Raw genomic sequence first — 13,862 nt, forward strand, 5'->3', positions numbered from 1 at the left:
GTATAAAATCAAAAAAAGCAACTACGTGAGTAGTTGCTTTTTTAGATAGGGGTAAACTTCTATATTTTTTAACTATTGTTGTTAGGGCAACTCAAGCAAAATTCTCTATTTACCAGTTAGGGGTTAATTGTGTTTTTGACGACTATATCTCTAACACTTTACAATTATAGTAAAAAAAATGTTAAAAAATGAAATAATTTAAAAAAAAAATATATTTTTTTATGTTTAAATCGTTTTTAGTATCCTAATATAAATGTAGTTTATAACCAAATACTGTTAGTAAAGAATGTCTATTTTTAGGTAGTAACTTTAAAGAAAGTCTATTTGAAATTTTTACCAATCAAAGGAACGTTTTTCCTTTCTTTATAAAGTACTATTAAAGCTACAATAAGCGATAAACAAGCCGAACCAAATAATAAACCACCATCATTATTGTGAACGATGCCAAGTTTTGTTAAATGAGAAAAGATGGCTCCAGACATTAAACCAATAATCATGGTTGCTCCTAACCAAATAGTTTTCGGAATAAAGAAAACAATACAAGCAATTAATTCTAAAACACCAGTTCCAACTCTTAAATAAGCTTCATTTTCACCTGCTAATTTGGTAAATAAAGCGACACTTTCTTCTGCGCCTGAAAATTTATAATAAAGTGTTTGTAATATAATTATAGAGATAATTATTTTAAAAATGAAAATGATTTTTGTTGACATTTGGATTGATTTGTTTTTTTAGACGAATTATTTATTTTAAGCTTACTTGATTTATAAAAAAAGTAACTTTGTAAAAAACTTCAAAAATGAAAAACTTCATTTATTTTATTTTTTTCTGTATTGTTTTTTCTGCTTGCAAAAAAGATCCACAAACGAAACTTCAATTTTTAGACGAATATATTTTACAAGATTCAACATTTATTAAAAACACATTAATTGGAGGATTATCTGGAATAGACAACGTAAATGGGTTTTATTATTTTGTTGTTGATGATGCCAAAAATCCAAGGTTTTTAAAAGCGAAAATTAGTATTGAAGAAAATAAAATTAAAGAAGTAGCTATTAAAGATATTGTTTTATTAAAAGATACAACTAGTACTTTTTATGCTGAAAATCATTTAGATTTAGAATCCATTTTTGTGGATGAAACTATAAATGAAGTCAATTTTGTAAGTGAAGGTTCTATAAAATATAAAAAAGCACCTTCAGTTTTTAAAACCGACTTGAATGGTAAGTTTCTTGAAAGTTTTTCACTTCCAAAAACGTTGGAAAATGAACAAAATATGCATCATAATGCAACTTTTGAAGCTTCCTCTAAAAGTTTTAATAGTAAAGGCTTTTGGGTAGCCATGGAAGGAGTTTTAAAATCGGATGGAGTGGAACCAACTTTTACCAAAACCAATTCTCCAATTAGAATTACTTATTTTGATAAAAAAACAAAAAAAGCGACAAAGCAATTTGCATATCAATTAGAAAAGATAACAAAACCAGCCAAAGGAAACGTAAACTTAAATGGAGTTACTGCAATTTTAGAGTATAAGGAAAATTGCTTTTTTGTAGTTGAAAGGACTTACCAAAATGGTTATGGAAGTTATGGAAATATCATTCGTATTTTCGATGCTAAAATTGAAGGAAATTCAACAAATACAATTGCCATAGACTCTTTAAATAATACTACGTTTCATTCTCTCAAGAAAAGCCTATTGTTTAATTTTGAAGAAGTAAAAGACAAATTAACAGACGGAATAATAGATAATATAGAAGGCATTACATTTGGATCAAAATTAAACAATGGAAATAATTCTCTAATTTTAATTTCCGACGATAATTTTCAATTGTATGGCAAACAGTTAAATCAATTTATTTTGTTAGAAATTACCAACAAATAATTCTTACTTTTACAATCTTTAGCATTTATATTTCCGAATGATATTTAAAAAACTAAAACATAATATTCTTCAAAAAAAGTTCGACAAAGCTTTACAGAAATCTACAATTAATAGAGTGGTTTCTCAAAAGAAAATACAGTCTGTAGGTATTTTAACGTCAGAAGAAATTTTCTCTAAACTAGACATTTTGCCTATTGTTGAAGAGATTTTAGAAGTTAGAAATACGAAAATTTATAGTTTTAGACCCTTTAATAAGTTAGACGAATTTTCTTATAAGCATTTCTCTGAAAACGATATCAATTGGAAAGGAGAGTTTATTCAAGAAAATTTCGAGAGCTTTTTACAACAACCTTTCGACTTATTAATTTGTTATTTTAACAAACCAAACTTGTATTTAGAAAGTGCTGTTTTACAGTCGAAAGCATCTTTTAATGTAGGTTTTTCGGGTGTGAATTCAAACTTATTTGAAATAGAAATTTCTGAGGATATTCTAAATGTAAACGAATTTACTTTAGAGTTAAAAAAATACCTTCAAATTATTAAAAAACTTTAAAATTAAACTTTAATTATAAAGTTGTTTATTCTTTCTAAGAATTTATAAAAGTGTAAAATTATCAATCTTAAAAGTGTAATTTTGTACTTCTAAAAATAAAAATGATGCAAGAGTTTATTGGAACAGGAGTTGCCTTAATTACACCTTTTAAAGAAGATTTAAGTGTAGATTTTGATGCACTTGTAAAGTTGGTGAATTTCAACATAGAAAATGGTACAGATTACTTAGTAATTAATGGTACAACTGGAGAAAGCGCTACCATTTCAAAGGAAGAAAGGAAACAAATTATAGACGTTATCGCAAAAGCAAATAACAAACGTTTGCCTTTGGTTTTAGGTATTGGAGGTAACAATACTTTAGAAGTTGTAAAAGATATAAAAAATACAGATTTATCAAATATCGATGGTATTTTATCAGTAGCACCTTATTACAGTAAACCAACACAAGAAGGTTTTTATCAGCATTTTAAAGCGATTGCAGAAGCTACAGAAAAACCAATTATTTTATATAATGTTCCAGGTAGAACAGCGAAAAACATGGATGTTTCTACAACAATTCGTTTGGCAAAAGATTTTAAAAATGTAGTTGGAGTTAAAGAAGCAGGAAATAATACACAGCAATATTTAGAATTATTACGTGATAAGCCAGCAGATTTTTTAATTATTTCTGGTGATGATGATCTAGCTTTAGGAGTAACTTTAGCAGGAGGTTCTGGAGTTATTTCTGTAATTGGCCAAGCATTTCCAAAAGAATTTTCTACAATGATTAATTGTGGTTTAGAAGGAAAAAACAAAGAAGGTTATGCCATTCATTTTAAAATGATGGAAATTATCGACTTAATTTTTGCTGAAAATAATCCTGCAGGAATTAAAGCTGTATTACAAGAACTAAACATTTCATCAGATTATGTTAGGCTTCCATTAGTTCCAGCAAGTGAAGAATTGCAGTCTAAAATAACGAAATTTGTAAATCAGTTTTAAAATAAGACTGTATTTAATACTGAAATAAATTTTTTACTCAAAGTGAAATCAATTATAACTTACAAAAGATAGATTTTTAATTGTTAAACACTATTGAAACTTCAAATTATATCACTAAAAATAGCGGAATAAGATTAACAAACTTTTAGGAACACTTTATTCATTTTTTTGTTGTTTTGTGATGATTATTGCACAATACAATTTACGGTGTAAAAAATCGTTTTATTTTCGAAATTAGTTTCTTAATGCAGTGTATTAAGTTTCCTTTGAAAGTGTTATCCTAAACTTGTTTTAGGAACTAAAAAAAAAGAATTATTTTAGAAAAAATAAATTCTTTTATTATCCATTATTAATCACTAATTTTGCCCGATGCAAAAAATTAAAAATTTAGCGTGTTTATTTACACTTAGTTTACTACTGTTTTCTTGTGGTGAATATCAAAAAGTATTAAATAAAGGTACTGCAGAAGAGCAGTATAAAATGGCCGTAAAAATGTACGAAAGTCAAAAATACGGTAAAGCATTGCGTTTATTCGAAAAAATAACACCAACTTATAGAGGAAAACCTCAAATGGAGCGTATTCAATTTATGGTTGCACAGTCTAATTATAACGAAAAAAATTATACGCTAGCAGGTTATTATTTCGATCGTTTCACAAAAAACTATCCTAATAGTTCTAAGAAAGAAGAAGCCGCATTTTTGTCTGCAAATAGTTACAAGTTAGCTTCACCACGTTTTAGTTTAGATCCAACAGATACAAACAAAGCATTGGAATCTTACCAAAGTTTTATAAATACGTATCCAGATTCAGATAAGATAGAGGAAGCAAACAAAGATTATAAAGAACTACGATATAAATTAGAAAAGAAATATTTCGAAATTGCAAAAACGTATTATAGAACTGCAGATTACGATGCAAGAAACTACAATGCTGCTATTCAAGCTTTTGATAATTTATTAGAAGATTATTTAGGAACAGAATTTAAAGAAGAAGCATTTTATTATCGTTTTAAAGCAGCAAACGATTTTGTTTTTAAAAGTACAGATAGAAGAAAAATTGAGCGTATTAAAGATGCTACAGATGCTTATGATAAGTTGGTAAGAAGTTTTCCTGAAACAACTTACCTAGAAGATGCTAACGATATGTTGGCCAAATTAAAACAAGAACAAGCAAGAATAGATGCTTTAATAGCAAATATGAAAAAAATAGAAAATATTCAAAAGAAATAATAATTTAATTATGGATTATAAAGATACAAAAGCAGCCTTAACAACTATTACTTACGATAAGAATGAGTTGGAAGCGCAAACAGAAAATATTTACGAAGCTATCTCTATTATTGCAAAGAGAGCAGAGCAAGTAAATAATGATTTGAAAAAAGAATTGGTAGAGAAATTAGACGAATTCGCAACTTACAACGATAGTTTAGAAGAAGTATTTGAAAATAAAGAGCAAATAGAAGTTTCTAAATTTTACGAAAGATTACCAAAACCAACGGCAATTGCTGTTGAAGAATGGTTAAACGACAAAATTTACCATAGAACACCAGACGCACAATAATGTCTGTTTTAAGCGGAAAAAAGATTCTTTTAGGAATAACTGCCGGAATTGCCGCTTACAAAACGGCAGGTTTAGTCCGTTTATTTATAAAATTAGGCGCAGAAGTCAAAGTTATTATGACGCCTGCGTCTAAAGATTTTATAACACCTCTTACACTTTCCACACTTTCTAAAAATCCTGTTCATTCTACTTTTTATGATAAAGAAGACGAAAATGAATTATGGAATAATCATGTAGATTTAGGTCTTTGGGCAGATTATATGTTAATAGCACCTGCTACTGCAAATACATTGTCTAAAATGGCAAATGGTATTTGTGATAATTTGTTGTTAGCAACTTATTTATCTGCTAAATGTCCAGTTTATTTTGCTCCAGCAATGGATTTGGACATGTACATTCATCCATCTACAAAACAAAGTTTAGATACATTAAAAAGTTTTGGTAATATTATAATACCTGCAACTTCTGGCGAATTAGCAAGTGGTTTGGTTGGTGAAGGAAGAATGGCAGAACCAGAAGATATTGTTTCCTTTATGGAAAACGATATACTATCTAAATTGCCTTTAAAAGGAAAGAAACTATTATTAACAGCAGGACCAACTTACGAAGCAATTGATCCAGTTCGTTTTATTGGAAATCATTCTTCTGGAAAAATGGGATTTGCAATCGCAAAAGCGGCGGCAAATTTGGGGGCAGAAGTATTTTTAATTTCTGGGCCTTCACATCAACAAATAAAACATTCATTTGTACATAGAATAGACGTGATTTCTGCAGAAGAAATGTATAAAGAGTCACATAAATATTTTGGAGAAGTAGATATTGCAATTCTTTCTGCAGCAGTTGCAGATTATAAACCAAAAAATGTTGCTATTCAGAAAATAAAAAAGACAGATACATCGTTAGAGATTCATCTTGCACCAACAAAAGATATTTTGGCTTCTTTAGGAGCAATTAAGAAAGATCAATTTTTAGTTGGTTTTGCACTGGAAACAAATAACGAGTTGGAAAATGCAAAAGGTAAGCTAATTAGAAAGAATTTAGATGCGATTGTATTAAATTCCTTACAAGATAAAGGTGCAGGTTTTGCAACGGACACAAATAAAATTACTATTATTGATAAAAATTTGAATGAAAAAACTTTCAAATTAAAATCGAAGCAAGAAGTAGCAAAAGATATTATAAACGAAATTATAAAAAAAATACATGCGTAAAGTTGCGTTACTTTTTATATTATTCTTCTCAGTTTTAAGCAACAAAGCTCAAGAATTAAATTGTTTAGTTACAGTAAATTCAGAGCAAATCGCAGGTTCTAATAAGCAGGTTTTTTCTACACTTCAAAAAGCTTTAACAGAATATATAAACCAAACAAAGTGGACAAATAAAACTGTAAAACCAGAAGAAAGAGTAGATTGTGCTATTACCATGATTATTACTTCTAGAGATAATAATAATTTTAAGGCGACGCTGCAAGTACAATCCACAAGACCTATTTATAATTCTAGTTATGCAAGTCCTGTTTTAAATTTAAAAGACAACGAATTCTCTTTTAAATACAACGAGTTCGATCCGTTAATTTATAACAAAAATTCTTTCGATAGCAATTTGGTGTCAACCATTGTGTTTTATGTAAATGTAATCTTAGGATTAGATGCAGATACTTTTTTAAAGTTTGGTGGAGAAGCACAATTAAAAGAAGCGCAAAATGTAATGTTGCAAGCACAACAAAGTGGTTTAGCTACTTGGCAAAATGTGGTGGGGAAACAAAATAAATATTTATTGATAGACAATTTGTTATCTCCAAAACTAAAAGCATATAGAAACACACTTTATAATTATCATATGAAAGGTTTAGATTTATTCGTTTCGAATAAAGATGCAGGAAAACAAGGTGTGGAAGACAGTGTTATTGCTTTAAAAAATATCTACAATAAATCAATTGGAAATTACTTAATTCGTTTGTTTTTTGATTCAAAAGGCGATGAGTTGGTAAATATTTATTCAGAAGGTCCAGTGACAAGAAACAAAAACCAATTGATACAAACTTTAAGAAACATATCTCCAAACAACAATCCTAAGTGGAGAAAGATGGATTAAGTTGGTACTTAAAATTCCATTCCAATTTTATCACTTTTTTTCAGTTAAATTAATTACTTTTATGTTTTAATTTACAAAGATTTGCTAACACAACTTTCCATAAATAACTACGCATTAATCGATTCATTATCAATTAACTTCTCCTCAGGTTTATCCATAATTACTGGAGAAACTGGAGCTGGAAAATCGATACTTTTAGGCGCTTTAGGTTTGGTTTTGGGTAATAGAGCAGATTTATCTTCTTTAAAAGATACTTCACAAAAATGTATTGTGGAAGCTAAAATGGCAATTGCGAATTATAATTTAGAAGATTTTTTTATGGAAGTCGATTTAGATTATGAAGCAGAAACCATTATTAGAAGAGAAATTTTGCCTTCAGGAAAATCACGTGCTTTTGTAAATGACACGCCTGTTACACTTTCAGTTTTAAACGAATTAAGAAATAAGTTAATTGATGTGCATTCGCAACATCAAACCATGGAATTGTCCGATAATGCTTTCCAATTTTCTATTATTGATGCATTGGCAAAAAACAAAAATAAAATAGATTCTTACAAAAGAGGTTATTTGCAACTGCAACAATTAGAAAAAGAATTAAAAGAATTAGAGCGCATTCAAAAAGAGGCAAACCAACAATATGATTATAATTTGCATCTGTTTAAAGAGCTAGAAGAAGCAAATTTAAAGGTTGATGAGCAAGAAGATTTAGAAGAAAGATTAGAGAAGTTAAATAATATTGAAGATATTAAAACAAACTTATCTGAAGCGTTAGAAATCTCTAATAATGAGGAAATAGGGATTCAGAATTTGCTAAATACTTTAGAAAATCGATTGTCTAAAATAGCTTCTTTCTCTAAAGAATACCAACAAATAGCAGAAAGAATAACATCCGTAAAAATAGAAATAGATGATGTTGTTGCAGAGTTAGAAGATGCAAATGAGAATGTAGATTTCAATCCTAATGAAGCAGAAGAAATTAACGATAGATTACAATTAATCTATAATTTACAAAAGAAACATACTGTAAATTCTGTTGAAGAATTATTATCCGTTTTTGAAGACTTGTCAGACAAAGTACAACAAGTTGAATCTGCTGAAGATACAATCAACAAGAAGAAACAAGAAATACATTCAGTTTCAGAAAAACTAGACAAAGTTGCCGATTTAATTACAAAATCTAGAACTGTTGCCATTCCAAAATTAACCAAAGAATTAGAAAATTTATTGGCAGATTTAGGAATGCAAAATGCACGTTTCTCTATAAAAATAAAACAAACAATTGTTTATTTTTCAAACGGAAAAGACAATTTAGAATTTTTATTTTCAGCAAATAAAGGTGGTAATTTTGGCGAGTTAAAGAAAGTAGCTTCAGGTGGAGAATTATCAAGAATAATGTTGGCTGTAAAGAAAATACTATCAGAAAACATACATTTACCAACAATTATTTTCGATGAAATTGATACTGGAGTTTCTGGAGAAGTTTCCAATAAAATCGCAGCAATTATGCAACAAATGAGCAAGTTTATGCAAGTTGTTGCCATTACACATTTACCACAAATCGCAGCAAAAGGTAATAACCATTACAAAGTTTATAAAGAAGAAGTAAAAGGTGTTACAACCACGAATTTAAAACCACTTTCTAAAGAAGAAAGAGTTTTAGAAATTGCAGAAATGTTAAGTGGAAAAGACTATTCTGAATCTGCTTTAACGCATGCTAAAGAATTGTTGAACTAGTTTTAGAGACAAGAAGCAAGAAGCAAGAATTTCTAAAATAACAACGAGACTAACTACTAAAGACTAACCACTAAAACCTTATTTATGTACAACTTACTAAAAGGAAAAAAAGGAATTATTTTTGGAGCATTAAACGAACATTCAATCGCTTGGAAAACTGCAGAAAGAGCACATGAAGAAGGAGCAGAGTTTGTGTTAACAAACGCACCAATTGCAATGAGAATGGGAGAATTAGATACTTTAGCAGCAAAAACTGGTTCTCAAATTATTCCTGCAGATGCAACATCTGTAGAAGATTTAGAAAATTTAGTAGAAAAATCGATGGCCATTTTAGGCGGAAAAATAGATTTCGTTTTACATTCTATAGGTATGTCCGTTAATGTAAGAAAAGGCAAACATTATACAGATCCAAAATACGATTTCACCACAAAAGGTTGGGATGTTTCTGCAGTTTCCTTTCATAAAACTATGAACGTTTTATACAACAAAAACGCTATGAACGAGTGGGGAAGTATTGTCGCTTTAACATATATGGCAGCACAAAGAGTTTTTCCAGATTATAATGATATGGCTGACAATAAAGCCTATTTAGAGTCCATTGCTCGTAGTTTTGGGTACTTCTTTGGACGCGATCATAAAGTGCGTGTAAATACTATTTCTCAATCACCAACTCCAACAACTGCAGGAAGTGGTGTAAAGGGTTTTGACGGTTTTATTGCTTATTCAGAAAAGATGAGTCCTTTAGGAAATGCAACTGCTTTAGAATGTGCAGATTATACGATTTCTCTATTTTCCGATTTAACGAAGAAAGTAACTTTACAAAACTTATTTCACGATGGTGGTTTTTCAAATATGGGCGTAAGTGACGCAGTTATGGAAAAATTTGAGTAGTTTTATTTGAAGCTATTTCCTGCTTTCGTTACTCGCTTTTTATCTCTTTCTAAGAGATAAAAGAGCTCAAACAGGCCACTCAATCAGGGCTAGACTTGTTTACTAGCTATTAGAAAATCTTAAAAAAAATAAAATGCAAATCTAAATTCGATTTGCATTTTTTGTTTAGCGTCATTTTTGTAGTTTCGTTAAAAATAAGTTGAATGGGTATTTTTAGAAAAGTTGACCTTGTTTTAGCAAGATTTGGAAATATAAACGCGATGAAAAGAACTCACGTAGATACTTTTACAGAAGAAAAAATTACAAATGTACCTGGAGAGAAATATGGAATTTCAGAATTTGGTTTTCTTTATGTAGAGCTTCAAGAATTAGCAGGTTATTATTTTATTAATACTACAGTAATTAGTGCATCAAGCCTTAAAACAAATAAAGGTGCAATCTTAGAATTTAAGTCAGATGATAAAGAATTAATCTGTAAGTCAGACGATTATATGATAGAATCAGATTTTTCGAATGTATCAAACAGATGGATTTCTCAGATAAGTTATCCTGTTTCAGAAGAGGAAATTCAATTAATCCAAAACAAACATTTTACTTCTGCAGTTTTAAAAGTAAAAAAGCATAAAATAGAATTTAATACCAACATTTGAACCTACATTTCTCCATAATAATCCCAGTTTATAACCGTCCGCAAGAAATAGATGAGTTATTAGAAAGTCTTACAAAACAAGATTTTTCTGATGCTTTCGAGGTTTTAATCATTGAAGATGGTTCTACATATTCTTCAAAAGAAATTGTAGAGAAGTATAAAAGCCAACTTGATTTAAAATATTTCTTTAAGGAAAATAGTGGTGCAGGAGCTAGTCGAAATTTCGGCATGGAAAAAGCCACAGGAAACTATTTTATCATATTAGATTCCGATGTTCTTGTTCCTTCTCAATATTTATCCGAAGTAAAAAAAGCATTAGAAGCTAATTTTACAGATGCTTTTGGTGGTCCAGATGCCGCGCATAAAAGTTTTACTGCTTTACAAAAAGCCATTAATTATTCCATGACTTCAGTTTTAACTACAGGCGGAATTCGAGGAAAGAAAAAAGGAGTTGGAAAATTTCAGCCAAGAAGCTTCAATTTGGGTTTGTCTAAAAAAGCATTCGAAAAAACAAACGGTTTTTCTAAAATGAAAAATGGAGAAGATATAGATTTAACTTTTCGCTTGTGGGAAAACAAATTCGAAACACAATTAATAGACAAAGCATTTGTATACCACAAACGTAGAAGTACCATTCAGCAGTTTTACAAACAAACATTCGGTTTTGGTACAGCAAGACCAATTCTAAATAAAAAATACCCAAAAACAGCTAAAATTACGTATTGGTTTCCAAGTGTATTTATTTTAGGTTTCGATTTAAGTGTTTTGTTAGCTTTCTTTGGATATTTTCAACTTTTATATTTTTTCGTATTTTATTTTTTGTTTATTTTTTTAGACTCTTTGCTTCAAAATAAAAATATTAAAGTTGCTTTTTTGAGTATCATTACTTCTTTTACTCAGTTTTTAGGCTATGGATTGGGTTTTTTAGAATCTCAATTTTTTGTAAAGAAATAATATGTCATTCCTGTTTAAATAGGAATCTAGAAAATTTCAATTAAGTAATCTAAGCTTTATTAATTATTAGAATAATTTTAAGATTATAAATTTTAATAAGTACTATTTAATTACTTTTAAAATACTTTCTATCTCTTGAATATTAGATTCTGTTTGAGCAATATTTCCAAAAAATACACTTTTTTCAGAATTTATAATTTTAGAAGCAGAAGCATGAATTTCCTTAAAACCAACTTCTTTAAAAACATTAACATTATCAGCATTAATACCACTTCCTGGAAGAATAATTAATTTTTCTCCAGCTAGTTTTTGTAATTCAATTAATAAATCAATTCCGTTGATTGCGTTTTCTTGCAAGCCAGAAGTTAGAATTCTATCCACTTTTAAATCTATTAATTCTTGTAAAGATTTTTTTGGGTTTGTAACACAATCAAAAGCTCTATGAAACGTAAAAGAAAGAGGTTTAGAAAGTTCAATTATTTCTTTTGTTCTTTCAATATTTATTGAATTATCAGCATTTAAAATTCCAGAAACAATTCCATTAAATCCTAATTTTTTACAAATTAAAATGTCTTTTTTCATTTGTTTAAACTCGGCATCAGAATAACAAAAATTCCCGCTTCTTGGACGAATTAATACATTCGTAAGAATTGTAATTTCTTTGGCAACTTTTTCTAATAATCCAAAAGAAGGTGTAATTCCTCCAACAGATAATTCTGAGCAAAGTTCAATTCTATCGACTCCAGCATTTTGAGCATTTAAGGCAGATTGATATGAGTTTGCGCAGATTTCTAACAGCATAATTTATAGTATTGTTTAACTTAGAGGTATTAGAATAAAATTCGGTTCGATTGGTTTTTAAACTTCGATTATACAACTCCGTAAAATTGTAATAAAAATTAAAAGAATGTAAGGGCTAATTTTCATTTTCTGTTATATTTGATACGAATTTAACAATCTATTTTTATGAAATTTAATTTCCATCTATTTTTTATTACACTTTTTCTTATTTCTAGTCGTAATAATACCCCTGAAATTATTGAAACAAAAATAGATAAAAATTTAATTTCTTACGTAAATCCAATGATTGGCACTAGTAAAATGGGGCATGTTTATCCTGGAGCAACAGCGCCTTTTGGAATGGTGCAATTGAGTCCGCAAACAAACTTCGAGGTTATGTTTAAAGACGGAAAATACAATGCTGCTACTTACGAGTATTTTGCAGGTTATCAATATAGAGATACTACAATCGTAGGTTTTGCACACACGAATTTTAGTGGAACAGGACATTCAGATTTAGGAGATTTATTAGTAATGCCAACAGTTGGTGATTTGGTTTTAGACCCAATTGAAACGAAAGAAGGGAAAAAAGCAACTTTGAATTTAGAAAACGGAAATACATTAGTTATTTCTAGTGAAAATCAATCTAAAGAAAATGTTTATGTTTCTAAATTGACAATTAATGGAAAAGAAATCAATAGAAATTATATATTGCATAACGAAATTATGGATGGAGGAGAATTTGTTTTTACAATGTCTAATCAATCAAAAAAATAATTAAAATGAAAAGAAGGAATTTTTTAAAAAAAGCATCAGTAACTGGTTTAGGCTTGGTTACAGTTTCATCTTCAATGATAAGTTGCGATGATACTCAAAAAGAAAAAAAAACAGTTTCAGCAAGTAAAACCGTAGTTCCAGTTGTAGTTGCAACTTGGAATTTTAAAAACGCGACAAAAGCGGCTTGGGAAGTTCTAGAAAAAGGAGGCAATTCTTTAGATGCAATTGAAGCAGGTTGTAGAGTAGAAGAAGCAGATTTAAAGAATACAACAGTAGGTAATGGAGGAACACCAGATAGAGATGGAAATGTTACTTTAGATGCTTGTATTATGAACAAAGAAGGTAATTATGGTGCAGTAGTTTGCATGGAGAATATTGCACACCCAATTTCTGTGGCTCGTAAAGTTATGGAAGATACACCACATGTCTTGTTGGCAGGAAAAGGAGCAGAGCAATTTGCGGTTTCTCAAGGTTTCAAAAGAGAAAACTTATTGAATGAAAATACGATAAAAGCGTGGGAAAAATGGAAAGAAAAATCAGAATATAAACCGATTATCAATATAGAAAATCACGATACGATAGGTATGTTAGCGATTGACAAAAATGGTGATATTTCTGGAGGCTGTACCACAAGTGGTTTAGCCTATAAAATGGCTGGTAGAGTTGGAGATTCTGCTGTAATTGGATCTGGTTTATTTATAGACAATACAGTTGGTGGAGCTACTGCTACTGGAATGGGAGAAGAGGTTTTAAAAACGGTAGGTAGTTTTTTAATTGTAGAATTAATGAGGCAAGGAAGAACACCACAAGAAGCTTGTGAAGAAGGAGTTAGAAGAATTGTAACTTCGAATCCGAATTTTAAAAACTTTCAAGTTGGGTATGTTGCCTTAAATAAAAAAGGAGAATATGGTTGTTACTGTATTCATGGTGGTTTTGGAATTAGTAAATATCAAGAAGGAGAACAAACGTATGTGGAATCAGATTCTCATATTAAGAAAGCGTAGATT

Annotated in this window: 15 protein-coding genes; 13 read left to right on the forward strand and 2 right to left on the reverse strand. The window is 29.4% G+C overall.

The features are described from left to right. Positions 1-320 precede the first annotated feature (320 nt). Positions 321-713, reverse strand: a complete 393-nt coding sequence (locus H9I45_RS16170) for a DoxX family protein (protein ID WP_088354093.1) — start codon at positions 711-713, stop codon at positions 321-323. A gap of 86 nt (positions 714-799) precedes the next feature. Here H9I45_RS16170 and H9I45_RS16175 point away from each other — a divergent pair, with 86 nt between their 5' ends. From H9I45_RS16175 to H9I45_RS16225, 11 genes are all read left to right on the forward strand, one after another. Beyond that, on the forward strand, positions 800-1,882 hold the full coding sequence (locus H9I45_RS16175; RefSeq protein WP_088354092.1) for an esterase-like activity of phytase family protein: 1,083 nt from the start codon (positions 800-802) through the stop codon (positions 1,880-1,882). Positions 1,883-1,919: 37 nt separating this feature from the next. Beyond that, positions 1,920-2,435, forward strand: a complete 516-nt coding sequence (locus H9I45_RS16180) for a DUF6913 domain-containing protein (RefSeq protein WP_088354091.1) — start codon at positions 1,920-1,922, stop codon at positions 2,433-2,435. 104 nt (positions 2,436-2,539) lie between these two features. Next, entirely contained in the window at positions 2,540-3,415 is an 876-nt protein-coding gene (dapA, locus tag H9I45_RS16185) for a 4-hydroxy-tetrahydrodipicolinate synthase (RefSeq protein WP_088354302.1), read from the forward strand. A 369-nt stretch (positions 3,416-3,784) separates the two neighbouring features. Next, complete coding sequence (locus H9I45_RS16190) at positions 3,785-4,645, forward strand: outer membrane protein assembly factor BamD (protein ID WP_088354090.1); 861 nt, start codon at positions 3,785-3,787, stop codon at positions 4,643-4,645. Between the two features lie 10 nt (positions 4,646-4,655). Then, a complete protein-coding gene (locus H9I45_RS16195) occupies positions 4,656-4,976 on the forward strand; it encodes a DNA-directed RNA polymerase subunit omega (RefSeq protein ID WP_088354089.1) in 321 nt (106 codons plus the stop codon). Then, positions 4,976-6,187, forward strand: a complete 1,212-nt coding sequence (gene coaBC, locus H9I45_RS16200) for a bifunctional phosphopantothenoylcysteine decarboxylase/phosphopantothenate--cysteine ligase CoaBC (protein WP_088354088.1) — start codon at positions 4,976-4,978, stop codon at positions 6,185-6,187. The genes H9I45_RS16195 and coaBC overlap by 1 nt, the downstream gene beginning before the upstream one ends. Further along, a complete protein-coding gene (gene porD, locus H9I45_RS16205) occupies positions 6,180-7,070 on the forward strand; it encodes a type IX secretion system protein PorD (protein ID WP_088354087.1) in 891 nt (296 codons plus the stop codon). Before coaBC ends, porD begins: the two co-directional genes overlap by 8 nt. 81 nt (positions 7,071-7,151) lie before the next feature. Further along, complete coding sequence (gene recN, locus H9I45_RS16210) at positions 7,152-8,804, forward strand: DNA repair protein RecN (protein WP_088354086.1); 1,653 nt, start codon at positions 7,152-7,154, stop codon at positions 8,802-8,804. A gap of 84 nt (positions 8,805-8,888) precedes the next feature. Further along, the gene (locus H9I45_RS16215; RefSeq protein WP_088354085.1) at positions 8,889-9,695 is read left to right on the forward strand and encodes an enoyl-ACP reductase FabI; all 807 of its coding nucleotides are present in this window, start codon (positions 8,889-8,891) and stop codon (positions 9,693-9,695) included. Between the two features lie 203 nt (positions 9,696-9,898). Then, positions 9,899-10,345 (forward strand): hypothetical protein, encoded by a 447-nt coding sequence (locus H9I45_RS16220; protein ID WP_088354084.1) that lies wholly within the window; start codon positions 9,899-9,901, stop codon positions 10,343-10,345. Beyond that, positions 10,342-11,298: a glycosyltransferase family 2 protein gene (locus H9I45_RS16225; protein ID WP_088354083.1), complete on the forward strand. Its 957-nt coding sequence runs from the start codon at positions 10,342-10,344 to the stop codon at positions 11,296-11,298. The genes H9I45_RS16220 and H9I45_RS16225 overlap by 4 nt, the downstream gene beginning before the upstream one ends. A gap of 102 nt (positions 11,299-11,400) precedes the next feature. Here H9I45_RS16225 and H9I45_RS16230 read toward each other — a convergent pair whose 3' ends face one another. Then, positions 11,401-12,099: a copper homeostasis protein CutC gene (locus H9I45_RS16230; protein WP_088354082.1), complete on the reverse strand. Its 699-nt coding sequence runs from the start codon at positions 12,097-12,099 to the stop codon at positions 11,401-11,403. Positions 12,100-12,264: 165 nt separating this feature from the next. Between H9I45_RS16230 and H9I45_RS16495 the strand changes: the two genes are divergently transcribed. Together H9I45_RS16495 and H9I45_RS16240 are read left to right on the forward strand one after the other, a co-directional pair. Continuing rightward, positions 12,265-12,855: a glycoside hydrolase domain-containing protein gene (locus H9I45_RS16495; protein ID WP_088354081.1), complete on the forward strand. Its 591-nt coding sequence runs from the start codon at positions 12,265-12,267 to the stop codon at positions 12,853-12,855. A gap of 5 nt (positions 12,856-12,860) precedes the next feature. Next, positions 12,861-13,859: a glycosylasparaginase gene (locus H9I45_RS16240; protein WP_088354080.1), complete on the forward strand. Its 999-nt coding sequence runs from the start codon at positions 12,861-12,863 to the stop codon at positions 13,857-13,859. The last annotated feature ends 3 nt before the right edge of the window (positions 13,860-13,862 follow it).

This window comes from Polaribacter haliotis, assembly GCF_014784055.1.
Lineage (GTDB): Bacteria > Bacteroidota > Bacteroidia > Flavobacteriales > Flavobacteriaceae > Polaribacter > Polaribacter haliotis.

What these genes read in the sequence shown, in the direction of transcription:
- H9I45_RS16230 (WP_088354082.1), bottom strand. Translation starts at nt 12,099, where the DNA reads ATGCTGTTAGAAATCTGCGCAAACTCATATCAATCTGCCTTAAATGCT.
- H9I45_RS16195 (WP_088354089.1), top strand. Translation starts at nt 4,656, where the DNA reads ATGGATTATAAAGATACAAAAGCAGCCTTAACAACTATTACTTACGAT.
- dapA (WP_088354302.1), top strand. Translation starts at nt 2,540, where the DNA reads ATGCAAGAGTTTATTGGAACAGGAGTTGCCTTAATTACACCTTTTAAA.
- coaBC (WP_088354088.1), top strand. Translation starts at nt 4,976, where the DNA reads ATGTCTGTTTTAAGCGGAAAAAAGATTCTTTTAGGAATAACTGCCGGA.
- H9I45_RS16495 (WP_088354081.1), top strand. Translation starts at nt 12,265, where the DNA reads ATGAAATTTAATTTCCATCTATTTTTTATTACACTTTTTCTTATTTCT.
- H9I45_RS16180 (WP_088354091.1), top strand. Translation starts at nt 1,920, where the DNA reads ATGATATTTAAAAAACTAAAACATAATATTCTTCAAAAAAAGTTCGAC.
- porD (WP_088354087.1), top strand. Translation starts at nt 6,180, where the DNA reads ATGCGTAAAGTTGCGTTACTTTTTATATTATTCTTCTCAGTTTTAAGC.
- H9I45_RS16240 (WP_088354080.1), top strand. Translation starts at nt 12,861, where the DNA reads ATGAAAAGAAGGAATTTTTTAAAAAAAGCATCAGTAACTGGTTTAGGC.
- H9I45_RS16190 (WP_088354090.1), top strand. Translation starts at nt 3,785, where the DNA reads ATGCAAAAAATTAAAAATTTAGCGTGTTTATTTACACTTAGTTTACTA.
- H9I45_RS16170 (WP_088354093.1), bottom strand. Translation starts at nt 713, where the DNA reads ATGTCAACAAAAATCATTTTCATTTTTAAAATAATTATCTCTATAATT.
- H9I45_RS16175 (WP_088354092.1), top strand. Translation starts at nt 800, where the DNA reads ATGAAAAACTTCATTTATTTTATTTTTTTCTGTATTGTTTTTTCTGCT.
- H9I45_RS16215 (WP_088354085.1), top strand. Translation starts at nt 8,889, where the DNA reads ATGTACAACTTACTAAAAGGAAAAAAAGGAATTATTTTTGGAGCATTA.
- H9I45_RS16220 (WP_088354084.1), top strand. Translation starts at nt 9,899, where the DNA reads ATGGGTATTTTTAGAAAAGTTGACCTTGTTTTAGCAAGATTTGGAAAT.